Below are 23,841 nucleotides of genomic sequence, written 5' to 3' on the forward strand. Positions count from 1 at the left end.
TGAATTTTCTCTATAAATCAAGTTGGGAATTATAAGCAATGAAAAGTGAGAGCAGGAAATAAATCATGAACAAAGTTAATGGTTCAGATATAGTCATTTATAACGACGGTGAGATAGAACTCAATATTTCAGTTACAGAAGATACTCTTTGGCTCACTCAAATGCAGTTAAGTGATATTTTTGAAAAAGATCAAAGTGTTATCAGTAGACATATTAAGAATATTTTTAAAGATAATGAGGTGGATGAAAAAAGCAATATGCAAAAAATGCATACTGCAAATTCAGATAAACCTGTAAATTTCTACAGTTTAGATATTGTCTTAGCCGTAGGATACAGAACAAATTCATCTAAAGCAATAAAATTCAGACAATGGGCAACATCGGTACTCAAAAGCTACATCCAAAATGGTTATGCTATTAATGGCGATAAAATCACAAATGAGCGATTTGTATCTTTGGAAAGTGATGTAGCAACACTTAAATCTCAAATGGGGGAGTTTAAGGCGCTTGTCAATGTTGACACTCTTAAGACAAAAGAAGGAATATTTTTCGACGGACAGATTTATGATGCGTATGTTTTTATAAATGATTTGCTTAAAAGTGCAAAAAGTGAAGTAGTGCTGATCGACAACTACATAGACGACACAGTTTTTACCCTTTTTAGTAAATATCCCAATCTCAAAATAAAAATCTATACTCAAATTATCACCAAGCAACTCTCACTAGACTATCAAAAATACCAAGCGCAATACCAAAACATGGAACTATTAGAGTTCAAAAGCGCTCACGACAGATTTATCATACTAGATGGGGTGGAGATGTATCACATCGGAGCAAGTCTTAAAGATTTGGGTAAAAAATGGTTTGCGTTTTCGAAATTCGAGATGGATGCGTTGGAGATTTTGGGGAGATTGAAATGACGAAAAAGCGTATAATTATCACAGGAGCCAGCAGCGGTTTAGGAGAAGCTCTTGCGCTATATTATGCGTCAGACAAAAATCAACTTGTATTGATCGCACGCAGGGAAGATCGCTTAACTGATGTAGCGGTTCGATGCCGAGTGAAGGGTGCCGAGGTAGAGACGATCATCGCTGATGTCAATGATTTTGAGCGGATGAGAGAGATTGGCAAACATCTGTGTGAAAATCCTATCGATCGTATCATTCTCAATGCAGGAGTTTCGGTCGGTCATAGCGCAGGTGTAACGCCGTTCGAAGATTTTGAGAGAGTTTTTAAAACCAATTTTTTGAGTGTTCATGCCCTTTTGGAACCTATCATTCCTAAACTAATGACACAAAAATCGGGTGAGATCGTTTTTATCTCTTCTCTCGCCTCGCTCTTTACGATGCCGACGTCGATTGCCTACAGCAGTTCCAAACGGGCGCTAAACGCCTATGCTGAAGGGCTTTATTATCAGTTAAAACCGCACGGTATCACTGTTATGACAATTATGCCCGGATTTATCAAATCGGAAATGACGCAGAAGAATCGCTTTAAAATGCCATTCTTGATGAAAACAGAGGAGGGAATAGCGCGGATCACCCATGCGATTGAACGGAAAAAAATACGTTACGCTTTTCCTTTTAGATTCACCTTAATGATTCGAATTGTCTTGCTACTTCCGCAGTCCTTAAGAGACAAAATTGTACACTTCACTAATTTTAAAAAGGGTGCATAACCCGTACTATCAAGGAAATATCCTATGGTTATCGACAGCGTTTGTACCTATTGCGGTGTAGGATGTGATATTTCCGCTGAGGTGGAAGATAACAAAATCCAAAAAATCTTTGCAAAAGAAGAGGGTCTTGTCTCTCAAGGGCGCTTGTGTATCAAAGGAAAACAGGGATGGGATTTTCTGACTCACCCAAAACGTCTACGCAATGCCCGTGTCCGTAAAGCTTTTTTAGCTAAAAACAGTGCATTGTTCGCCGATTTGGATATGGACTATCTCGAACCGGTGGATCACGATTTTTACGAGATCAGTTATGAGAGTGCGTACGAGCTCGTTGCCCGTAAACTTCGATCGATTACGGATGAACACGGTTCGCACAGTTTTGCGGCGATCGGCGGAGCACGAACCAGCTGTGAGGGATCGTATCTTTTTCAACACTTTACCCGTCATGTAGTAGGATCTCCGCACGTCGATAACTGCGCCCGTGTGTGTCACTCCCCTTCACTCAAAGGGATGCGTACTACGATCGGCGAGGGGGCAATGACGAACCCGTTTGATGATATTTATGAGACTGAGTACATCGTGGTGATGGGGTCCAATACAACCGAAGGGCATCCCATCGTCGCCAACCGTATACTCGATGTGATCAAAAATGACGGTATTGAACTCGCTGTACTCGATGTTCGCCGTATACAGCTCTCGAAATCGGCAACCAATCATCTAAGCATCCCGTACGAAGCCAATCTGATGATTCTCAACATGATGGCCTATGTTATCCTCTCTGAAAATCTGGTCAATACAGACTTTGTGAACAGCCGTACCAAAGGGTATGAGGAGTATAAAAATTCTATCCTCAATGATCCGTATGCGAATCCTGAATATCTGCTTCAAATACCTGGGTATGAATCACTGGTAGAGGAAGTTCGAACGGTTGCGCGTAAATACGCAACGCGTAAAAGTCTCTTTTTCTGGGGATTAGGGATCACTGAACATCTAGATGGTTCGTATGCCGTGATGGCGATTACCCATCTCTCAATGTTGACCGGAAACATTGGCAAACGGGGTGCTGGATTGATGCCGCTTCGGGGACAGAACAATGTTCAAGGGACATGTGATGTCGGGATGCTGCCGTATTACGCACCTGATTATCAACCGCCCAAAGAGGTGGGGATGATGACCCCTGATTTGATCAATGCAATGGTTGATGGGAAAATCAAGGCCCTTTACAACATCAGCGAAGATATCGCCCATATCCACCCGAATCAAAACAAAATCCATGCCGCATTGGGCAATCTCGACCTTTTAGTGGTCAATGAACTGTTCGACAATGAGATTACCAAATTTGCCGACATAATCTTCGGGGTAAAAAGTGCCTATGAGAAAACGGGTGTCTATGTCAATGCGGAGCGGCGTCTCCACCTCTCTCAGCCTCTTATCAATGTGATGATGCCCGATGACTGGGAAGTGATCGCCGAAATCTCCAAACGCTACGGAACAGATTTCGGATTCAAAAACTCCCGTGATGTTTGGGAAAGAGTACGTGTGGACGCTCCGATCCGCTTTGGCGGGGCGAGTTATGAAAAGCTCGAAGCTAATCGTCTACGCGGATTGCAATGGCCGGTACAGGAAGAAGATTTACCGATATTGCACATCGATACTTTCCGAACCAAAGACGGATTCGGGACGTTTCATTATCACCAATATTCATCGCGAGGACAGGTTGCCGAATTGCTTGAGAATCAAACGCATGACGGCTATTACCTTACGACTGGACGGGTATTGGTTCATTATAACAACGCGGCGCAGACAAATGCGTGTGATAAGCTTCACCGTTCTCACAGCGAAGATATTCTTTTAGTCAGCGTTGAGGATGAGGAGTTTTTTGAATTTAAAGATTTTGTTGTCTTGCGCAGTGAATACGGGCAAAGTGCACCGTTGCGGGTCAAGGTGAGTTCGACCGTGAAAAAAGGGACATTGTTTTCAACTTTCCACCATGCCAAAAGCAATATTAACTTTTTGTTTGGCGATGAACATGATGAGCTGATCAAAACAGCACGTTTCAAATCGATCAAAGTCGAGGTGATTAAACCCGACTATTTGGATTAAAAGTCGTGAACACGCGCGCTCGGGGAAATATCGCCGAAGAGCGCGGGTGTGAATACCTCCGCAATAGTGGGTACCGAATTATCGATCGAAATGTCTACAACCGGTTCGGAGAGATCGATATTATTGCCGTACGTGGGGATGTCATCCATTTTGTGGAAGTCAAGAGTGCCCAAAGCTATGAGCAAGCCGTTAATAACATTACCCGCGCAAAACTCCAAAAGCTGGGTCGAACCATCCAGTTTTATCTTCAGAAGAAAAAATTGAACCGTGATTACTGCATCGATGCATTGATTGTCACTGATGACGTTTTAGAATTGATTGAAAATATTACGCTTTAGCTATCACTGATGCGTTAAATGACCGCGACCGGATGCGGTGCCGGTTCATAAAAGTAAAACCCTTGTGCCGCGTCGATTCCCAGTTCTGAGACAATATGGGCGATAGCTTTATTATGGACGAATTCGGCGACGGTTTCGATTGAAGCACTTTTGGTAAAGTTGACAATCGTTTGTACGATTGTGACCGCTTTATCATCGGTATCGAGGTGTCGAATCAGTGAACCGTCAATTTTGATAATATCGATGGTGAGATTAAGAATACGTGAGAAATTAGAATAGCCGCTTCCGAAATCATCGATTGCAATGCGGCATCCATGGCGGCGCATTCTTAGAATGAAATTAACAATCCCTTCATACTCTTCGATTGCTTCGGACTCTAAAATTTCAAAAATAATCCGTTTTCCGATGTTTGGATACTTTTCCAGCATCATTTCTAACATTTCAACGGTCTCATGATTACCAATATCCTCGATTGAGAGATTAATGGAAAAATCTCCGGCGTGTTCTGCGATGATCATAAAGCTTTGGGCAATGATCGTGCGGGTGATCTGAGGATAGAGATTGGATTCTTTTGCGATAGTAAGATAGGGGAAAATGGAACGTACTTGAGCATTTTTCATAATGATTCGGGCAAGTACCTCATGTTTAACGGCTTTACACGTTGAAAGATCGACAATAGGCTGAAAATAAGGGACGACACGCTCTTCATTAAGCGCTTCTTTGAGTTCTTTTGCTTTTGTGACATTATCATGAATAACCTGTCGGAGATTGAGCCCTTCGTGATAGATAACAGGGTTTGTATGGGCATTGCTTTTAAGCGCCATATCTGCGGTTTCCAGCAGAGGTTTAAAGGTTGATGCGGCAACCACGATAGAGGGGGTTCGTATTTCTGTGTCGATAATGATAGGGGTTTTGGAAAATTCGCTCAAGACCTCTTTGGCTAATACTTCAAGAGGTTGTTTTGAGGAGAATTCGAAGAGGATACCGAAATCATCGGCACCCAAACGATAATAGGTGGGTTTTACCCCTAAAAAAGGGATGTTTCGAATACGATGTGCCGTTTCGATGAGGAGCCTGTCTCCTGAGGATACACCGTAAAAATCGTTGTAATGTTTAAATTTTCGGATATTGATGAGGACTAACCCTAAATCTGCTTTTGCGTGTTTAATCCGCTCTTCATACCCTTTGCGATTTTGCAAGCCGGTTAAACGATCGGTTCGAGCTTCCTGTTCGCTGTGGATTAAAAAGAATGAGATAAGGAGAATACTGGCAATAAAGAGTGCCATTAAAAAATACGAAAAATAGGTAACAAACATCAACTCGTTTATCGATTCTTGTATAAATCTGCTTTTCCCTTTTTCAAGCAGTTGATTAAGTGCAGGATTATGGATTTGGTTGAGTGCTTCGGAATAAAAGGGGAATGCGTTAAGGATGACATTGAAATGTGAGATCAGCTGTTTTAAGGCTTCTTCCTGCCCTTTATTCGTGAAGTGAAGGGATGCGAGTGAATCAATATCGTTACGAAAAGATTCAATCAACTGGGTATCCATCGCATTTTTTGCAACCAAAAGCGCGCCGCTAAGATGAGCGATTTTTCGTAAACCGTTTCGTTGGTTTTCACTCAGAGGTTCAGTTGAAGTCAGTAATTGTTCTTGTAAGCGGGGGATTGCCGCCGTCGAATTTTTAATGACGGTATTGGTGGTTTGAAAATCATAAATAGCATTGGTGTTGGACTCAAATGCTTTTTGGTATTCAAGTAATATTTGGTAGGTTTCTGTGTGTTCTTGAACAAAATGTTGATTCTCTAACAGAGGATTCAGATGAGAGTGAACATGTTCAATGGCTTGGATAATATCATCTTGATTGGTATAAAGAAAAAAAGCATTGGTCAAGATAGCATGGTTAAGTTTTTGTTGGGATGAATCCAGTTCTTTAAAGGCAAGTTCAATCGCATTACGATGGGTGTAATAGTCGTTGGAAGCAGATTTGAAATAAAAGAGTGCGATAAGGGCACTAATACCGAGTAAAGCGGTTAAAAGAAGTTTGGTTGAGAGCTTCATGGACGCAGCTCTTTTCCGGCGAGTTTACCGGTAAGGGTATTTAAAAAAGTGAGGAGGGAATCGATCTCTTTTTCGGAGAGTTTAATGCCGAGATTATGATAGGACATTTTATTGATGGCTTCGCGCAATGTCGCGGCACTCCCATCATGAAAATAGGGTGCGGTGAGGGCAATATTGCGTAATGTCGGCACCTTAAAGACGTTCTTGTCGCGTTCGCGGTGGGTGATGGCATATCGGTCATCGGTTTTAGCTTTTCGCTCAATAGAAAGAATGGCTCCCATTTTTTGATAAGAGTTTCCCCCTACATTGACACCATTGTGGCAACTGATACAGCCCAATGTTTTAAAGAGCTGATACCCTTCCATCTCTTTTGGTGAAAGGGATTTTTCCCCGCGTAAATAGAGATCAAATCTTCCATTGGGGGTAATAAGTGTTTTTTCATACTCGGCAATCATGATAGCGATATCGTTAGCGGTTATCGTGCGTCGACCGGTAATCTTTTCAAATGCATTGCTGTATGCCGGATCGCCTTTGAGACGTAACGTCGATTCGGCGGGGGTAAGCCCCATTTCGATAGGATTGTGGATGGGGCCGAGGGCCTGCTCTGTGAGATTTTTGGCTCTGCCGTTCCAGAATTGGGTGAAATTAAAAATGGAATTTAAAACCGTAGGGGCATTCATTGAACCTTTTTGGTGGTGAATACCGGTGGATACATTGCGTGCATCAGCCCCACCTTTGGAAAAATCATGGCAAGTGGCACAGCTAATAGTGTAATCGCGAGAGAGGATCGGATCGAAAAAAAGCTTTTCTCCCACTGCTGCTTTTGCCGCGTCATAAGGGATACTTTCCGGTATCGGGGCAATAGGCTCTGCCCCATGTGTTAAAGCAGTGACAATAGCAAAAAAATAGAGAATAAATTTCATTGCCCTTCTTTTATCTGTGAATCCTTGTTAGTTCTATTTTGTCCTAAATTTGTTTAAAGTAACGTAAGAGTTCTGAGAAAAAATGTGAGTATTCTGTAATAAGTCATTTTAAAGATTGGGGCGTTATAATGACTCATCACAAACAATTGCAATGCAAGGAATTACAATGGCTAAATACGTAGAATTAACCGTTTCAAATTTTGATGAAGTAACCAAAGAGGGTGTCTCTTTGGTAGATTTTTGGGCTCCTTGGTGTGGACCATGCCGTATGATCGCTCCGGTTATCGAAGAGTTGGCGGCTGAATATGAAGGAAAAGCGAATATCTGTAAAGTTAATACCGATGAAGAGCAAGATATCGCCGTTAAATACGGTATCCGTTCTATCCCTACTATTCTTTTCTTTAAAAACGGTGAAGTCGTTGAGCAAATGGTAGGCGCAGCTTCTAAACAAGCATTCGCTGACAAACTAAACGCGTTGCTATAATTTAAACGATGGGGAAATCTCCTCATCTGCACTCGCCGAAATATAGCACTGAAGCTAGACCCTATCGGGCCAGAATCAGCCTTCTATTTGGTATTCTATAAATTTATTTTTATTATAAATAGAACCTTAATTATTCCCCCCCTCATCCCTCCAAAGTACCCCTTTATTTACAAGAGAGTATGATACTTCCATAATAATTTTTTTGAAAAAAACAGGAGTTATGAATGTTGGATTGTGCGATCATTGGAGGGGGACCGGCAGGGCTTACTGCCGGTTTATACACCACGCGTGGCGGGTTGGACAATGTCATCATGTATGAGAAAGGGATGCCGGGCGGTCAGATTACGATGAGTTCGGAGATTGAAAACTATCCGGGGGTGACCGGTCACATCACAGGGATGGATCTGATGATCCCGTGGCCGGAACAATGCCAACGTTTTGGTCTAAAACATGAGATGTCCGAAGTGACGCGAGTCACACGAGGTGAAGCGGGTGTGTTTATAATCCAAAAATCAGACGGTTCATCCGATGAGGCGAAAAGCGTTATCGTGTGTACGGGATCAACACCAAAACGCGCCGGATTTACGGGTGAAGATACATTTTTTGGGCGCGGTGTGAGTACATGTGCGACGTGTGACGGGTTTTTCTACAAAAACAAAGAGGTCGCCGTGATCGGTGGGGGTGATACGGCTTTGGAAGAAGCTCTGTATTTGGCAAAAATCTGCTCTAAAGTGTACCTTATTCACCGTCGTGACAGCTTCCGTTCTGCTCCCAACACGATTGCGAGAGTGAAAGAGACCGCTAATATCGAATTGGTGTTGAACGCTATCCCCGAAGAGGTATTCGGAGGTTCAATGGGTGTCGATGGTATCCGCGTCAAACTCCAAGACGGTTCATCTCGTCAAATCGATGTTCCGGGCGTTTTCGTATTCGTTGGCAACAATGTCAACAATCAAGTTTTGATGCAAGAAGACGGCTCGTTTTTATGTGACATGACCCCCTGGGGTGAAGTAAAAGTTGATTTGAGCATGAAAACATCCATTCCGGGTCTTTATGCAGCAGGGGATATGCGCGCAGAAGCTCCGAAACAAGTGGTTTGTGCGGCAGGTGACGGTGCCGTAGCCGCGTTGCAAGCCATCGCGTATGTGGATGGACACCAGTAACATTTTTTAATGATGGCGTTTACGCCCTTTTTAAAGACGAAGAGGGTAAAATATCCTTATTAATGTTTGAATAGGGATGCTACATATGATTAGAGCAGGTGTATTTGGCGCTGGCGGACGTGTCGGTAAGCTATTGATTGAAGATTTGCGCCACGAGAACGAGATTTCACTAGGGGCGGTGTATGTCCGTAATGAACTCAATTTCTCAATCGATCCTTCGGTAATGGTGACGAACGATATGGCGACGTTGCTCAAAAGCTCAGATGTCATTATCGATTTTTCATTGCCCGAAGCGACACAGGTTTTATTGGAGCGCGCGATTGAGCATCCTAAGCCTTTGGTGATCGGAACGACGGGTTTAGATACGCATCAGATGAATCTCCTCAAAACGGCGAGTGAATCGATGCCGATTTTGTATGCGACCAATATGTCACTCGGCGTTGCTCTGCTCAATCAACTGGTTCACATGGCGGCTAAAACTCTTGACGGATTTGATATTGAAATCGTCGAACAGCATCATCGTCATAAAAAAGATGCTCCGAGCGGTACGGCTCTCACCCTTGCCCACTCGGCAGCAGCGGGGCGAAATCTTGATCTCGATGCGGTACGTGTCAGCGGGCGTAACGGCAATATCGGTGAGCGAACCAAAGATGAAATCGCCGTAATGGCATTGCGCGGCGGAGATATCGTCGGTCGTCATACGGTCGGGTTTTATAATGAGGGTGAATTCATCGAACTTCACCATACCGCAACCAGTCGCAATACCTTCTCCAAAGGTGCCATTCGTGCCGCAAAATGGCTGGCCGGAAAACCAAACGGTCTGTACAGTATTCAAGACTGTTTAGAACTAGCATAAGGAAACAAAAGTGCGTAGCTTAAATGAAAAATGTGCAGTAGTCGGTATTTTCGACCATCCAGAAGCGTCAAAACTTGCTTATTTCTCCCTTCATGCCCTGCAGCATCGTGGTCAAGAAGCGGCCGGAATCAGTACCAGCGATGGAGAAAAACTCTATACGATCAAAGATCGGGGTTTAGTAACGCAAGTATTTGATCCCCAAAAACTCAATACGCTCAAAGGGCATATGGCAATCGGACATACCCGATACTCTACGGCGGGAGATGATTCGATTCTCGATGCACAGCCGGTATTTGCCCGTTATGATCTCGGAGAGATGTCAATTGTCCATAACGGTAACTTGACCAATGCCAAAGAAGTTCGTGACGCTTTGATCAAAAAAGGGGCGATTTTTCAAACGTTTATGGATACGGAGAATCTGATCCATCTGATCGCAAAAAGCGATCAGCACCATTTGACGGACCGTATCATCGATGCGGTGAAAAAGATCGAAGGGGCTTATTCTCTCGTATTCCTAAGCCGTTCTAAAATGTTTGCGATGCGTGATCCGCACGGTTTCCGTCCTTTGAGCCTCGGACGGGTTGGAGATGGTTATGTCGTTGCTTCAGAAACCTGTGCGTTTGATCTTATCGGCGCAGAGTATATCCGTGATGTAGAACCGGGAGAATTGCTGATTTTCGAAAAAGGGAAAGCGCCAAAATCAATAAAGGTGTTTGAACCGACACCAAAACACTGTATCTTTGAATACGTCTATTTTGCCCGTCCTGATTCAAATGTGTACAAACAAAATGTTTATGAAATGCGTAAAGCGATGGGAAAAGCATTGGCACGTGAGCAGCCCGTTGTTGCCGATATGGTTGTTCCGGTTCCTGATGGCGGTGTGCCTGCTGCGATCGGATATTCGCAAGAGAGCGGTATCCCTTTCGAGATGGCGATTATGCGTAACCATTACATTGGGCGTACGTTTATTGAGCCAACCCAAGAGATGCGTGATTTAAAAGTAAAAATGAAACTTTCTCCGATCTATGATCTCATTCGCGGAAAACGTCTGATTGTCGTTGATGATTCAATCGTTCGCGGAACCACCAGCCGCCAAATTGTCCGGATGCTGAAAGCCGCCGGAGCAGCAGAGGTGCATATGCGTATCTCCAGCCCACCGACAACCGACCCGTGTTATTACGGAGTCGATACTCCCGATAAAGAGAAACTCATCGCGGCCAATATGACCAACGCGGAGATTTGTGCCTTTATCGAAGCCGATTCGCTGGGGTATTTGAGTAATGAGGCATTGCTTGATAGTGTAAACGGCAAAGAAGAGAATTATTGTACAGCTTGCTTCACCGGCAAGTATATTATCTAAGAGAGCTGTATGCGGGAACAGATTTTTACCTTTGGGCAATATTTACACCATAAATTTGGGGTAAAAATTTCTAAAGTTCCCGTCTCAATCTCCGGGTTTACCTGCCCCAATATTGACGGAACGGTGGCCAAGGGGGGATGTACGTTTTGTGAAAATGACTCTTTCAGCCCAAGCCTTGATCATGCCCGCGAGCTTAAAGGTTTTTTCCTTAACCTAAACTCCTCAAGCAACCCCCATTTAGACAAACAGCTTCAGCAGTTAGAGTGGCAGTTTAATGCACTTTCTAATCGTTTGCAGGCGGCACACGGTGCTGAGAAGTTTATGGTCTATTTTCAAAGCTTTACCAACACCTATGCCCCATTCGAAACACTCAAATCTCTATACGAAAAAGCTTTGTCCTTTGACAACGTGGTCGGTCTTAGCATCGGAACACGCTCGGACAGTATCAGTGATGAAACATTCGAGTATCTTGCACACCTTTCAGAAAAAACAGAGATTTGGATTGAGTTCGGTATTCAGTCGATTTACGATGAGACACTGGAGCGGATTAATCGCGGACATGACAGTGCCAATGTCAAAGAGGCAATACTCAAAGCAAAATCGTATGGACTCAAGGTTTGCGGTCATCTGATTTTTGGTCTTCCCGGGGAGACCAAAGAGATGATGCTCGGTACGGTGAACGAGGCGTATGCGTTGGGGATTGATTCGGTGAAATACCATCCGCTCTATGTCGTAAAACGCACGGCACTCGCCAACGAATATGCCAGAGGCGACTTTGATCCCATAAGTGAAGAACTTTATGTAGAGGTTCTTAAAGAAGCGATATTATTGAAGCCCAAACATGTCAGTGTACAGCGTATCAGTGCAGGAACTGACGATGAGACGTTAATCGCCCCTTTGTGGTGCAAAGACAAAAATGCTCAACTACGCACTATTAACGCGACCCTGAAAGCGGTAGGACTAAAATACTAATTGGCTTTTGCTGTAACGTCGTAAGAGGCATTTTTAAAATACGGCGGATACTTCAACATGATGCTAAAGGTTTTGGACTTTCCCGGATTGATATAATCCGCAACGACTTGCTGCTCGACAACATTTTGTCGCTTGAAGTCGGGGTTGTCTCCTTCAAATAATTCTGCAAATGCCGTTGGTTGTGCGAACTGGCTCGCTTTTGATTGACTTGAACCTTTTATATTAACCATTTTTACGGTTGCTACAACATTGGCTACAGGATATTTTCCGATATTTCGAACTACCCCTTTAATCATGATTTGTTCTGTTTGATAAAAACGTTCATCTTCCAAATCGGTAACTTCAACTTGGTAAACCGTTTCGTTTATGAGAGGCCATATGAAGAGCCCCAATAAAACGAGAATCAAGGTAATCGTGGTAAATACTGAGAATTTAGATGTCGAGCGTAAGGCCAGTATCGTTCCCAATACAAATAAAATCGCCAAAGCGGTAATGAGAAAATAATGCCATGAAGTTAAAGGACTCATCTGCAATCTGCCTTAATGGTAATATTGTAATCTTTACTATATCGGAACGGTTCGACAAATAATTTAAAAGGGGTTGATTCTCCGGGTGAAATGGACTCTTCTATCCGTAGAGAACTTTTTTTGAAAGGGATATAAGGATAAAGACGATCAAGGTATTGGTTATGGCTCACTTTATGAACTCCGACATGAATCGCACATTCGCTAAAGGGGCGTTTGGATGTATTGTTAATATCACCTTTAATGAGGAGAGCTTCGGTGAATTCAAGCGCTTTCACCTCATGAAGAATAATTTTATTTTTAAAGAGATAGTGATGTAATGCGATATATCCCCCAACAGGTCCAGCTGTTAAAACCCCAAAGGCAATGAAAACGAAGAATATGGCAAGACCTAATTTATGACGTAAAACGATAGCGATGATAAGAAGGAGAATAAAGAGGATAATCACCCCTCCAAAGAGGAAGTAATCGTAAATAATCAGATGTTGAATAAAATCTTGAATGCGTGCTTTCATTTGTTCCTAGCGTTTTTCTCCGCAATCCCGCTCATCCCGAATCTGCGGGCAAGCTCTTGTTTGACACGATCGGGAGAGATGTTTTTATGCCCAAGTGCAACGAGGACGTGATACACTAAATCGGCACATTCGTAAATAATTTCATCTTCATTGCCGTCTTTGATAGCAAAACTAAACTCTCCAGCCTCTTCGACCACTTTTTTGAGGATGGTATTATCCCCTTTGCTCAACAATTTAGCCGTCCATGAAGTTTCAGGGTCAGCGTTTTTTCGGCTTAGGATCGTATGATAGAGTTCATCAATAATGCCGTAGGTTGCGGTTGTATCGATTTGCGGTTCACTAACAGACTCACCCAATTCGATATCGGTAAAGAAACAGGATTTACGTCCGGTATGACATGCCACACCCTCTTGACGCACGAGGAGGAGGAGCGTATCGTTATCACAGTCAAGCAAAAATCGATCGATGTGCTGTAGGTGACCGCTGGACTCCCCTTTTTTCCAAAGGCGCTGTTTGGATCGAGAATAATAGTGGGCGATTCGCGTCGAGAGGGAGAGCTCCAATGCTTCACGGTTCACGTACGCCATCATAAGCACTTCAAGAGTAGTCGAGTCTTGGACGATGACGGGAAGAAGCTCTGCCTTTGCCCAGTCGATTTGATCAAGATTCATTGGTTATTTCCCTGTAGAACTTATTTTTTGGTTGTCGCCACTTTTGGTATCGAGCCAAATATTGGGTGTTGATCCCCCTGGGGTGAGGAAAATTTTAGCGTCTTTGTTTTCTTTCAGGGCTTCGTTAAATTTACCTTGAACTTGGATTTGCTCCAATTTTAAAAGGCCAGGGGTTAGAGAAGCACCGATAAGATGGTTGGCTTTGGCTTGTGCTTGTGCTTGGATCGTAATAGCGTTCGCAGTACCTTGAGCTTCGGTCTCTTTTTTGAACGCCTCTTGTTTCGCACGTTCAACATCTTGCTGTGCACGCTCTACTTCTTGTTTCGCGACTTGAACCCGCTCAATTTGATCTTTTACTTTTTGAGGAAGACCAATTTCACGCAGTTGAATCGATTCAAGCTGTGCCGGAGCATTTTTCTGTCCTTCAACATTTTTACGAATCCCTGCTTCGATTTGTGTCGCAATAGCATTACGCATAATCGGGAGATTTTCTGCTTCATATTGGCCGACAACGTTACGGACGACATCGCGGGCTACCGGATCGATAATTTTATCTTCCCAGCTAAAGCCCCAGTTGGAGATGGTTTGTGCCGCGAGTTGTGCGTTTAAGCGATATTGGACGGTGATATCGATAGAGACAGGAAGTCCCCGTTTATCCAAAACGGTAATCGCCGGTTTGAGGACGATTCCATCCCCTGCAGTTGAAGCACGATCAATTTTATCGGCATAGTTGATGATACGAACTTTGGTATCGACAACGTACACTTTTTGGATCATAGGAATGAGGAAATGGAGCCCCGGCATGAGTGCCTGATCTTCATATTTACCGTTGGTGGAGAGGATACCGCGTTCCCCCTCGGTGATAATGATGAACGGTTTGGCTAAAACGAGGAGCAAAATAAATCCGCCGATAACCCATAACATTCCCGCTTTTTGGCTGTTTAGATTAAAATCGAATTTTGGCGGTTTTGGAGCCTGAAAGCCCCCCCCTCGTTGTTCTTCTTTTTTCTTTTTATTGAAATAGTCGTTCATATCACTTGCCATGATTTTCCTTTTGCTATGATTTATACGCTATCGGAATACATCCCGATTAGCTACGTTAACACTGGGTTTACTTCGGCAGTAAGCCCAGTGTTTTTTTAATTTATATAGGTTAAATAGTGATCGTAATCTGGGTTTCGACCGCATACGATGTCGAAATAAGCGCTTTGGATTTTTTCGGTCAATGGCCCGCGTCCGCCTGCTCCGAGTACACGTGCATCGACTTCGCGAATCGGAGTAATCTCAGCCGCCGTTCCGGTGAGGAATGCTTCATCGGCTACGTAAATCTCTTCACGGGTGATTTTTCTGCGCGTAACTTTGATCCCCATGTTTTCCGCCATCTCAATAACGGTTTTTTGGGTAATCGACACGAGCGAGTTGTCATTTGGAGGGGTGATTAGTTCACCGTCTTTGATCAAGAAAAACGATGCCCCGCTCGCTTCGGCAACGTATCCCTCATCATCGAGGAGCAACGCTTCATCATACCCTGCTTCAACCGCTTCGAATTTCGCCATTTGAGAGTTGAGGTAGTTTCCGACCGCTTTGGCTTTACCCATGTTCGATTTGTTATTCGGACGGCTGAACGATGAGATTTTCAAACGGATTCCCCGTTTCATCCCCTCTTCACCGAGGTAAGCGCCCCATTCCCATGCGGCAACCGATACTTCGACCGGAGCTTCTTTGTGATAGACACCCATAACACCGTAACCGAGGTAAACGATAGGACGAAGATAGACATTTTCTCCGGTAAATTCGTTGGCACGCAAGAGTTCGATTTGCGCCGCATTGAGTTCCTCTACAGTGTAAGGGACCGTAATAAGGGTCATTTTTGCCGATTCGATCAGACGTTTTGTGTGGTCGTTCAGACGAAAAATGGCATACCCTTTTGGGGTTTTATACGCTTTGGTCCCCTCGATTGCGCCGTTACCGTAGTGCAGTGTGTGGGAAAGGACGTGAATCTTTGCTTCACTCCACGGAAGCATTTTGCCGTTCATCCAAATATATTTGGCTTCATTCATAGGGAAGATCTCCAAAAGAAAAATTGGGAGATTTTAGCGCAGTTGTGATTTAAGGTATATTAAGAGCGAGGAGTTCCCGCAATCGCGGGAAGCATTTAATGTGAGGGTGTATTGATCATCCAAATAGAGAAAACATCGAGATAATCCCAAAACGATTGGATGTATTCAGGATTCACCCCTTCTGCTTCGAGCGGAGGGAGGAGTTCAGCATAAAACTCAAGCCATCGGCGGCGTCCGTGCTCATCGATACGAAACGGTGCGTGGCGACCTACCATACGAGGTTCCCCACGGCTTTGGGCAAAAAAGTCGGGTCCTCCGCAGATTTGGATGAGAAAGTCGGCGGCGTGTTTTTTGGCAGCTTCAAAATCTTCATCATCGTTAACGGGAAATAAAAATGCGATATCACTGTTGCGGATCATCTCGTAGTGATCATCAATGAGGCGGCGAAAACGCTCTTCGCCGACTTGGAAGTAGAATCCCGGGTGGGGTTTGGTGACGGGAGGGCGTACCCCTAAAACACCGTCGGTAATTTTAAGTTCCATGTAAGATATCCTCTGTGTAATTTTGGGACATATTTTAAAGATATTGAGGAAAAAGAATGCTTAAAAACATCTTTATGATATTTATTTTAGTAATAATAAGTATAATTGAAACATAATTTCAAAAGTTTTGAATTTCCAAATTATAGCATAACTTAATTATACACAAGGGAGAAGGATGATGAGAACTCCAAAAGAGATTCTTACGGAATGGATGGATGCCGTTAATCATGGTGACATTGAGGCTCTTTTGTCTTTATATGATGAACATGCTGTTTTAATTCCGACGTTTTCCAATAAATTGCCGAATACACCGGATAAGCTTCGTGAATATTTTGAAAAATTAGGAAGTCGTGAGGGGTTAAGTATTGCGCTGCATGAAAAAACATTGCACGTTCAACGTATCAATGAGAGTGTGTATGCATTGAGCGGTATCTATAACTGGCGTTTTGATGTTGAGGGAGAGATGCTGAATTTTGAAGCTCGGTTTAGTTATATTGTAGATATTTCTAAGTCAAGACCAATTATGCAGCATCACTCTTCTCAAGTACCGCGCATGGTATAGTACAGGTAATCAGAGTATCATCAATAAAAAAGTGAAAACCAAAAATAAAGGGTAAAAATGAAATTTGTTTCGATTGTTATGGGCAGTAAGAGTGACTATGAAGTGATGAAATCGTGTGCTGAAACTTTGGAATCTTTCGGTGTTCCTTATGAATTGATTATTTCATCAGCTCACCGCTCGCCTGAGCGAACCAAGAATTACATCGAAGATGCCGAAAAAAAAGGGTCACAGGTTTTTATCGCAGCAGCCGGAATGGCAGCCCATTTGGCTGGAGTATTGGCATCTAAAACGACTAAACCTATTATCGGCGTACCGATGAGTGCATCGGCACTTAGTGGTATTGATGCTCTTCTTTCGACAGTACAAATGCCTGCTGGAATGCCGGTTGCCACAGTTGCTATCGGAAAAGCCGGAGCGATAAATTCAGCTTATTTGGCCATTCAAATTTTAGCGCTTCAAAATGAAGAACTGCATCAAAAACTTCTTGAAGACAGAGTTGCGAAAGCGCAACAAGTTGAGACGGATTCGTTAGGAATAGAAACTAGACTCTAATATAGAGATGAAAGTTTCGAGATAAAAATACCATAAACCAAGGAAAGAGTATGCTGCAAGATTTTTCAATGGTTGAAGATAATGCTCTTTCAATTGACCTTTTTTTGAAAGAGAACTGCACAAACAGAGTAAAGCCTACGATTTTAAGAGATGTAAAAACAGAAGCATTACTTGTTTTTGCCCGAACGGCGCTGGAGAGATATTTTTATCAAGTTGAAGAGAGTGCGTGCGAGCTATCGGTTGGAACAAAGGTCGATACAGAGTATGTTTATGATACCTTAAGAGAGTTGAGAGACAAACTTCAAGAGAGTGTTGTGAATGTCGATTATTTGTTGACTTTGGCTAAATATGGCGATAAATATCCGCACCTCAAAAAATTAGCCAAATTCGAAGAGCCGTTGAAAGATTATTACAATGCTATGGCGAAAAAAGTGGTGAGCCATTTTTCGGACAAACCTTCCTTTATCCCTGAATTTTTAGTGATTTGTATTTTAAGTCATTGGATACTTGAAGAGGAAAAATCGATACATCACTATCCGTTTTTGAAAGAGATCGATTTTGCGCTCTTAATCGATAAATTTGAAACCAATAGAGGTTTTTTTGAACAGAATAATGATGGAATTATTGAAGATATGCATAACGTAGCCGTCGGTATTGTCGAAAAGCTCAAGGATAAAAAATACAAAGCGAATCCTAAAAGGGTCTCTAAGGTTCGAAGTAAGAAAAAATAACACCTAAGCTTTTTATGTCATGATTTGTATAATTTCCAATATTTTTTAAATGGAGTGAAGGATGGATGCACACGTTTGGATGGGATCACGTCAAGTTGTACCGCAAAGTTACACCGAGCGTCTTAGCCCGTATGACGGGCGTGTCGTTTCGCGTGCGGCGCAGTGCAGTGCCGAAGATGCAAACGAGGCTTTGAAGATTGCTCAAAAAGCGGCAAAACAAGCTAAAAAAATTCCACTCCATCAGCGATGCGCATGGCTGTTGGATGTTGCCTCTAAACTCCGTGAACAGCGTGAGGAGTTTGCCAAAGTATTGTGTGACGAAGTAGGTAAACCGATCACGTATGCCCGAATCGAAGTGGATCGATGTATCGAGACGATCACCCTCTCCGCCGAGACGATGCGAACCATGCATGGGGAGACAATCAACACCGACGCGATGAGTAGCGGACGTAAGGCTCACGCGTATTGGCGCAGAGAAGCGGTTGGCGTTATCGTAGCGATTACTCCGTTTAATTTTCCTCTCAATCTCGTTGCCCATAAACTGGCACCTGCTCTGGTTGCGGGAAATGCAGTTGTCCTCAAACCAACTCCCGAAGCGCCGTTATGTGCGTATAAACTGGCAAAACTTTTTATCGAAAGTCCTTATGCCATCCCTGATGCCCTGAGTGTCGTGTACGGCGATGCGGAAGTGGGAAGCGCGCTGGTCGGCAGTGATATTCCCCGTGTTATCAGTTTTACGGGATCGGTGGGGGTTGGCAATATCATTACCCGCACTGCGGGGATCAAAAAAGTCTCGCTTGAACTTGGCGGCAATGCGGCAACGTACATCGATACCAGTGCCGACCTCGACTATGCGGCAGAGCGTTGTGCTATCGGGGCATTTGTCAACTCGGGGCAAGTGTGTATTTCGCTCCAGCGTATTTACGTAAATAGCTCTATCTACAATGAATTTGCTCTCAAAATGGCAGAGGCAACGACGAAACTTATTGTCGGTTCACCGTATAATGAGGATACATTTTTAGGTCCATTAATTAACGATGAAGCGGCAGAACGTGCAATGAGTTGGGTAGAAAATGCGATGGAAGAGGGGGCGAGCCCGCTAACTCCCCCACACCGTGAAGGACGGATTTTTTATCCGTGTGTGATGGCAGACGTACATGAGTCGATGCAGATCGTATGCGAAGAGGTATTCGCTCCCATAGTCAGTCTGGTACGGGTGGATGGAATCCGCGATGCAATAGAGCGGATGAATAATTCTCCGTACGGATTGCAATTCTCGGTTTTCACCAATAATCTCTCTCATGCGACCCAAGCAATCGATGAACTCGAAGCAGGGGGTGTGGTGATCAATGATATGCCGACGTTACGTTTTGACATTCAACCCTACGGCGGTGTGAAACTGAGCGGTGTCGGACGTGAGGGACCTCGGTTTGCTATCGAAGAGTTTAGCGAAATTAAATCCATAGTAATTTTATAAAAAGGTAGTAATGATGTTAGAACTAGAAACTGTAGCCCCCGATTTTTGTTTAAGTAACCAAGACGATGTAGAAATTTGCTCACGCGATTTACGCGGGAAATGGATTGTCCTCTATTTTTACCCGAAAGACTCAACTCCGGGTTGTACTACCGAAGCATGTGAATTTAGTGCTGCACAGGATACGTATGATGATATGGGGGCGATTATCCTCGGGGTGAGTGCGGACAGCACGAAATCTCATCGTAATTTTATCGAGAAACAAAGCCTCGATATTACCCTCCTTAGCGATCCGACCACGCAGATGATGCAAGATTACGGTGTATGGGCAATGAAAAAGAACTACGGCAAAGAGTACATGGGGATTGTCCGATCAACGTACATCATTGATCCAAAAGGGATAATCAAAGCAGCATGGACAAATGTCAAAGTAAAAGATCATGTGGCACAAGTTAAAGAGGAATTGGCGAAACTGGTAGGATAACTTCTGTCATTGCGGACTTGATCCGCAATCTTAGATCCTGAATCAAGTTCAGGATGACGAGAGATTTAGAATTTGTAGCGAATATAAGCTCGAATATCTTGAGCTTTATCGACAACCATAGAGCCGGCACCTGCTCCAATGGCTTCACTCATACTCATCGGAGTTCCTGTTGTACTTCCGAAGAAACCGTTACTTCCGGCATAATCATAATCGATATACGTATAGCGGAGTTGGAATGTGAGGATGTCATCAACCAACGGTTCTGTGAAATAAAGCTCATAGGCATCCCCGCGAGCGGCGATTTTAGATCCGATCAAAGTGTCTTCTCCGTACGTAATCGGACGCCAGTAGTTCGAACCGTGGTTAAACTCAGCTCCCCATCGTCCCTCATCGGTGAGGAGTGATGGAAATTGAGTACCGATCCAGTAGCTGTATCCGGTTTGACTGTCGGTTGATCCCAGCATACCCCCTTTGCCTTCATAAGGATCAGTTTTTGACATCGCACCACTGACAAAGAAAATTGTCTCATCCAAGAAATCATTAATACCGTCACCGATTCCATTCACCATCGCAAAAGCAGTCGCTGTGTGGAGGCCTCCAACGGTTTTCATTCTAAAGTCTGTTGTACTGGCAGTTATTTGATCAATTAAATTATTGGCATAGGTATATTGGAATCCCGTACTGTATTGTTTATCGTCGTATGGAACCACAATAATTCCAGCCATATCAACATCATTGGTTGTCGCATCATTTCCGCTGTAAGGTGAAGACCCAAATCGCGGTTCAGCATTGCTCATCCCTCGGCCAAGACAGAGTTTAAAGTAGGAGCCATCCAGCCCGATCAGCTCTTCGGTACCGAATTTTGCACTGGCACCGTCAAATTCGACATTGACGGTGTGCGCAAGTGGAGAAGAAGCTTTTACATCATCCCGCAAATTGACGAGATGCCCCTCGGTAGATGGACGGCGACCGATACTGACGGTCCATGGAACATCGGCTCCCATAAACTCATCGTCTTGGTAAAAGAAATAGGCAGATCGTACACGAAGGGTGTCATCGTATGCCGCTTCGCTGCTGATCCAGTCAAAACCTTCCATTCCTGCCGTATTGGAATCAACCATAGAACGCTGACCGAATGTTTTGTTATAAGCAAGTTGCCCTGTAAAACTAAGATTTTTGGTAGCTGCATAGTTCATATTTAACCATAGGCGATTCGAGAGTAGAGCATCGTTTTCTTGTTTGCTTCCATCGGCCATTTTGTAGTGGAGATTATCCACGCTGGTACGGAAATCAACTCCGAATTTGAGGTTGTTGCCATTGGTTTTTTTGTTTAAATCGTCGAGTTGATCTTGGATCTCTTCGAGTGTTTCGTTAAGTTTACCGGCACTTGCGACCTCTTTTTTGTCATCAACAGCAACAGGGGAAGAGAGTTGAGTACTCAATTTAGAGTTTTCGGCTCGGATGGCATTGAGCTCAGCTTTGAGTGCTGCCATCTCTTTTTCCATCTTTTCAAACCGTTGCATCAATGCGTCGTCTGCGAATGCGCTCGTAGTGAGCAGTGCGGCAGCGACAACAGAACCTAGGATTCGTTGTGTCATCATTTCTCCTTATTTTTAATGCCTGTGCATTGTTGGAACTGATATTAACAAAAATTATATAAAAGTAATTTGAATAAGGCTATTTTGTGTGATAAAAAGGTGACGGTGCGAGTAATATTAAATACAGCTAAATTTAAGAGCTATTTCAGTATAATCCGCCCGATTTTCTCTCCTCTATTTGCAGACGTGGGAAAAAATTCGCAAGCGATCACGCAGTTCTCGTGCACCCGATGTCTCATCGGCTCTGTTAGCATTCGCCCAAGACAACGAAGAACAAACTATATTTTATACAGGAGTTATCACTATGGTAACAATGAAAGACCTTCTCGAATGCGGTGTACACTTCGGTCACCAAACACGTCGTTGGAATCCGAAAATGAAAAAATACATTTTCGGTGTTCGTAAAAACATTTACATCATCGATCTTCAAAAAACATTGCGTTATTTCCGTAATGCGTATCAACAAGTGGTTGATGCTGCGGCTGAGGGCAAAACTGTCCTTTTCGTAGGAACTAAAAAACAAGCTCGTGTTGCGATCCGTGATGCAGCTGAAAAATGTGGAATGCCATACGTTGACAACCGCTGGTTGGGTGGAATGTTGACAAACTTCCCGACGATCCAAAAATCAATCCGTAAACTTGACATCATCGAAGAGATGCAAGCAAACGGACAAATCAACCTTTTGACTAAAAAAGAAGCGTTGATGATGAATCGTCAAAAAGAAAAATTGATTGCATACCTCGGCGGTATCCGTCATATGAAAACTTTGCCTGATTTGATGTTCGTTATCGATGCGGTAAAAGAACACATCGCGGTTCAAGAAGCGCGTAACCTTGGAATCCAAGTTGTTGCTCCTCTTGATACCAACTGTGATCCGGACGTTATCGACATTCCAATCCCTGGAAATGACGATGCGATCCGTTCTATCCAACTTTTTTGTAAAGAAATGGCAGAAGCGATCAACGAAGGTAAAGCACTTCGCAACGGCGGAAACGACGAAGCGGTAGCAGATGAAGAAGTTGCAGCGGAAGCAGTAGCAGAAGCGGCTAGCGAAGAAGTAGCAGTAGTAGCAGAGGAAGCGTAATCATGGCAGAAGTTACAGCAGCGATGGTAAAAGATCTCCGCGCAGCGACTGATGCGCCGATGATGGATTGTAAAAAAGCCCTCACTGAATGTGATGGCGACATGGAAAAAGCAAAAGAATTTTTGCGTGACCGTGGTATGGCGCAAACCGCTAAAAAAGCGGATCGCGTAGCGGCTGAAGGACTTTTGGGTCTTAAAGTTTCTGAAACATTCGCATCAGCGTCTTTGGTAGAAGTTAACTCTGAAACCGATTTCGTTGCTAAAAACGACGGTTTCATCAACCTTGTCGGCAATACAGCGGCACACGTATTTACTACGGGTGTAAGCAGTGTTGAAGAGTTGAACGAAACATCATACGAAACGGCTACTTTTTCAGAGTACTTTACGTCTCAAGTAGCACGTATCGGTGAAAAAATCGTGGTACGTCGTTTTGCAACCCTTAATGCGGCTGCAAACGGATGTGTTAACGGTTACGTTCACTCAAACGGACGTGTCGGTGTTCTTGTTGCGGCAACATGTTCGGATGCGAAAGTAGCGGAAGCACTTGCTCCGATGCTTAAAAACGTTGCAATGCACGCTGCGGCAATGAAACCGACAACATTGACCTCTAAAGATTTCGATCCTGCATTCGTAGAAGCGGAAACTATCGGTCGTATCGAAGCGATCAAAACTGAGAACGAAGAGTTAGCGCGTTTGAAAAAACCGTTGAAAAACGTTCCTCAGTACATCTCTGCATCACAATTAACTCCTGAAGTTATGGCTGCTGCTGAAGAAGCGATCAAAGCGAAATTGCTTGCTGATGGTAAACCGGAAAAAATCTGGGCTAACATCATCCCTGGATCATTGGCTCGCTTCGTAGCGGACAACACGACGTTGGATAAAGAGCTTGCACTTTTGGATCAAAACTACGTTATGGATGATTCTATGACAGTTGCCGAAGCGGTTACTAAAGAGGCTGCCAAATTTGGCGGTACTGCTGAAATCGTTGAATTCGTTAAATACGAAGTCGGTGAAGGTTTAGAGAAAAAAGTTGACAACTTCGCCGAAGAAGTCGCTGCTCAAATGGCGTAAGGGGTAACCCTTAGGTCCTGAATCAAGTTCAGGATGACGA

General features: G+C 43.7%; 25 protein-coding genes. 16 read left to right on the forward strand and 9 right to left on the reverse strand.

The features are described from left to right. Nucleotides 1-65 precede the first annotated feature (65 nt). From rhuM to B649_RS00950, 4 genes are read left to right on the forward strand one after another with little or no spacing between them, the layout of a single operon-like run. Entirely contained in the window at nucleotides 66-920 is an 855-nt protein-coding gene (rhuM, locus tag B649_RS00935; protein ID WP_015652619.1) for a RhuM family protein, read from the forward strand. Beyond that, entirely contained in the window at nucleotides 917-1,678 is a 762-nt protein-coding gene (locus tag B649_RS00940) for an SDR family NAD(P)-dependent oxidoreductase (protein ID WP_015652620.1), read from the forward strand. Before rhuM ends, B649_RS00940 begins: the two co-directional genes overlap by 4 nt. Before the next feature lie 24 nt (nucleotides 1,679-1,702). Next, nucleotides 1,703-3,778, forward strand: a complete 2,076-nt coding sequence (locus tag B649_RS00945) for a molybdopterin-dependent oxidoreductase (protein WP_015652621.1) — start codon at nucleotides 1,703-1,705, stop codon at nucleotides 3,776-3,778. 5 nt (nucleotides 3,779-3,783) lie between these two features. Further along, nucleotides 3,784-4,116, forward strand: coding sequence for a YraN family protein (locus tag B649_RS00950; RefSeq protein ID WP_015652622.1), 333 nt, complete (start codon nucleotides 3,784-3,786; stop codon nucleotides 4,114-4,116). Between the two features lie 14 nt (nucleotides 4,117-4,130). Here B649_RS00950 and B649_RS12020 read toward each other — a convergent pair whose 3' ends face one another. Beyond that, nucleotides 4,131-6,176 carry an EAL domain-containing protein gene (locus B649_RS12020; protein ID WP_015652623.1) on the reverse strand — a complete coding sequence of 682 codons (2,046 nt, stop codon included), beginning with the start codon at nucleotides 6,174-6,176 and terminating at the stop codon, nucleotides 4,131-4,133. Next, entirely contained in the window at nucleotides 6,173-7,099 is a 927-nt protein-coding gene (locus B649_RS00960) for a cytochrome c peroxidase (RefSeq protein ID WP_015652624.1), read from the reverse strand. The genes B649_RS12020 and B649_RS00960 overlap by 4 nt, the downstream gene beginning before the upstream one ends. A 166-nt stretch (nucleotides 7,100-7,265) precedes the next feature. Here B649_RS00960 and trxA point away from each other — a divergent pair, with 166 nt between their 5' ends. From trxA to B649_RS00985, 5 genes are all read left to right on the forward strand, one after another. Then, complete coding sequence (gene trxA, locus B649_RS00965) at nucleotides 7,266-7,583, forward strand: thioredoxin (RefSeq protein ID WP_015652625.1); 318 nt, start codon at nucleotides 7,266-7,268, stop codon at nucleotides 7,581-7,583. A gap of 224 nt (nucleotides 7,584-7,807) precedes the next feature. After that, on the forward strand, nucleotides 7,808-8,746 hold the full coding sequence (locus B649_RS00970; protein ID WP_015652626.1) for an FAD-dependent oxidoreductase: 939 nt from the start codon (nucleotides 7,808-7,810) through the stop codon (nucleotides 8,744-8,746). 85 nt (nucleotides 8,747-8,831) lie between these two features. Further along, nucleotides 8,832-9,602, forward strand: a complete 771-nt coding sequence (dapB, locus tag B649_RS00975) for a 4-hydroxy-tetrahydrodipicolinate reductase (protein ID WP_015652627.1) — start codon at nucleotides 8,832-8,834, stop codon at nucleotides 9,600-9,602. 10 nt (nucleotides 9,603-9,612) lie between these two features. Further along, entirely contained in the window at nucleotides 9,613-10,962 is a 1,350-nt protein-coding gene (purF, locus tag B649_RS00980) for an amidophosphoribosyltransferase (protein WP_015652628.1), read from the forward strand. A gap of 9 nt (nucleotides 10,963-10,971) precedes the next feature. Beyond that, nucleotides 10,972-11,934, forward strand: coding sequence for a TIGR01212 family radical SAM protein (locus tag B649_RS00985; RefSeq protein WP_015652629.1), 963 nt, complete (start codon nucleotides 10,972-10,974; stop codon nucleotides 11,932-11,934). Here B649_RS00985 and B649_RS00990 read toward each other — a convergent pair. The 6 genes from B649_RS00990 to B649_RS01015 form a co-directional block, all read right to left on the reverse strand. Then, nucleotides 11,931-12,461 carry a DUF2393 family protein gene (locus B649_RS00990; RefSeq protein ID WP_015652630.1) on the reverse strand — a complete coding sequence of 177 codons (531 nt, stop codon included), beginning with the start codon at nucleotides 12,459-12,461 and terminating at the stop codon, nucleotides 11,931-11,933. The genes B649_RS00985 and B649_RS00990 overlap by 4 nt on opposite strands. Then, nucleotides 12,458-12,973 carry a DUF2393 domain-containing protein gene (locus B649_RS00995; protein ID WP_015652631.1) on the reverse strand — a complete coding sequence of 172 codons (516 nt, stop codon included), beginning with the start codon at nucleotides 12,971-12,973 and terminating at the stop codon, nucleotides 12,458-12,460. Before B649_RS00995 ends, B649_RS00990 begins: the two co-directional genes overlap by 4 nt. Continuing rightward, on the reverse strand, nucleotides 12,970-13,644 hold the full coding sequence (gene hisIE / locus B649_RS01000) for a bifunctional phosphoribosyl-AMP cyclohydrolase/phosphoribosyl-ATP diphosphatase HisIE (protein WP_015652632.1): 675 nt from the start codon (nucleotides 13,642-13,644) through the stop codon (nucleotides 12,970-12,972). The genes B649_RS00995 and hisIE overlap by 4 nt, the downstream gene beginning before the upstream one ends. Nucleotides 13,645-13,647: 3 nt before the next feature. Next, nucleotides 13,648-14,688, reverse strand: a complete 1,041-nt coding sequence (locus B649_RS01005) for a prohibitin family protein (RefSeq protein ID WP_015652633.1) — start codon at nucleotides 14,686-14,688, stop codon at nucleotides 13,648-13,650. Between the two features lie 95 nt (nucleotides 14,689-14,783). Continuing rightward, the gene (locus B649_RS01010) at nucleotides 14,784-15,704 is read right to left on the reverse strand and encodes a branched-chain amino acid transaminase (RefSeq protein WP_015652634.1); all 921 of its coding nucleotides are present in this window, start codon (nucleotides 15,702-15,704) and stop codon (nucleotides 14,784-14,786) included. Between the two features lie 95 nt (nucleotides 15,705-15,799). Next, nucleotides 15,800-16,246 (reverse strand): hypothetical protein, encoded by a 447-nt coding sequence (locus tag B649_RS01015; protein WP_015652635.1) that lies wholly within the window; start codon nucleotides 16,244-16,246, stop codon nucleotides 15,800-15,802. Between the two features lie 175 nt (nucleotides 16,247-16,421). On the opposite strand from B649_RS01015, the gene B649_RS01020 reads away from it, so the two are divergent. The 5 genes from B649_RS01020 (at nucleotide 16,422) to B649_RS01040 (ending at nucleotide 20,049) form a co-directional block, all read left to right on the forward strand. Beyond that, on the forward strand, nucleotides 16,422-16,808 hold the full coding sequence (locus tag B649_RS01020; RefSeq protein WP_041192364.1) for a nuclear transport factor 2 family protein: 387 nt from the start codon (nucleotides 16,422-16,424) through the stop codon (nucleotides 16,806-16,808). 57 nt (nucleotides 16,809-16,865) lie between these two features. After that, the gene (gene purE, locus B649_RS01025) at nucleotides 16,866-17,360 is read left to right on the forward strand and encodes a 5-(carboxyamino)imidazole ribonucleotide mutase (RefSeq protein ID WP_015652637.1); all 495 of its coding nucleotides are present in this window, start codon (nucleotides 16,866-16,868) and stop codon (nucleotides 17,358-17,360) included. A 50-nt stretch (nucleotides 17,361-17,410) separates the two neighbouring features. After that, nucleotides 17,411-18,091 carry a hypothetical protein gene (locus B649_RS01030; RefSeq protein ID WP_015652638.1) on the forward strand — a complete coding sequence of 227 codons (681 nt, stop codon included), beginning with the start codon at nucleotides 17,411-17,413 and terminating at the stop codon, nucleotides 18,089-18,091. 61 nt (nucleotides 18,092-18,152) lie between these two features. After that, complete coding sequence (locus B649_RS01035) at nucleotides 18,153-19,568, forward strand: aldehyde dehydrogenase family protein (RefSeq protein WP_015652639.1); 1,416 nt, start codon at nucleotides 18,153-18,155, stop codon at nucleotides 19,566-19,568. A 13-nt stretch (nucleotides 19,569-19,581) separates the two neighbouring features. After that, nucleotides 19,582-20,049: a peroxiredoxin gene (locus tag B649_RS01040; RefSeq protein ID WP_015652640.1), complete on the forward strand. Its 468-nt coding sequence runs from the start codon at nucleotides 19,582-19,584 to the stop codon at nucleotides 20,047-20,049. 65 nt (nucleotides 20,050-20,114) lie between these two features. Here B649_RS01040 and B649_RS01045 read toward each other — a convergent pair whose 3' ends face one another. Then, on the reverse strand, nucleotides 20,115-21,647 hold the full coding sequence (locus B649_RS01045; RefSeq protein ID WP_015652641.1) for a DUF3373 family protein: 1,533 nt from the start codon (nucleotides 21,645-21,647) through the stop codon (nucleotides 20,115-20,117). A gap of 304 nt (nucleotides 21,648-21,951) precedes the next feature. Here B649_RS01045 and rpsB point away from each other — a divergent pair, with 304 nt between their 5' ends. Together rpsB and tsf are read left to right on the forward strand one after the other, a co-directional pair. Continuing rightward, entirely contained in the window at nucleotides 21,952-22,731 is a 780-nt protein-coding gene (rpsB, locus tag B649_RS01050) for a 30S ribosomal protein S2 (RefSeq protein WP_015652642.1), read from the forward strand. 2 nt (nucleotides 22,732-22,733) lie between these two features. Beyond that, the gene (tsf, locus tag B649_RS01055) at nucleotides 22,734-23,801 is read left to right on the forward strand and encodes a translation elongation factor Ts (protein ID WP_015652643.1); all 1,068 of its coding nucleotides are present in this window, start codon (nucleotides 22,734-22,736) and stop codon (nucleotides 23,799-23,801) included. The last annotated feature ends 40 nt before the right edge of the window (nucleotides 23,802-23,841 follow it).

This window comes from Candidatus Sulfuricurvum sp. RIFRC-1 (assembly GCF_000310245.1).
In the GTDB taxonomy this organism is placed as follows: domain Bacteria; phylum Campylobacterota; class Campylobacteria; order Campylobacterales; family Sulfurimonadaceae; genus Sulfuricurvum.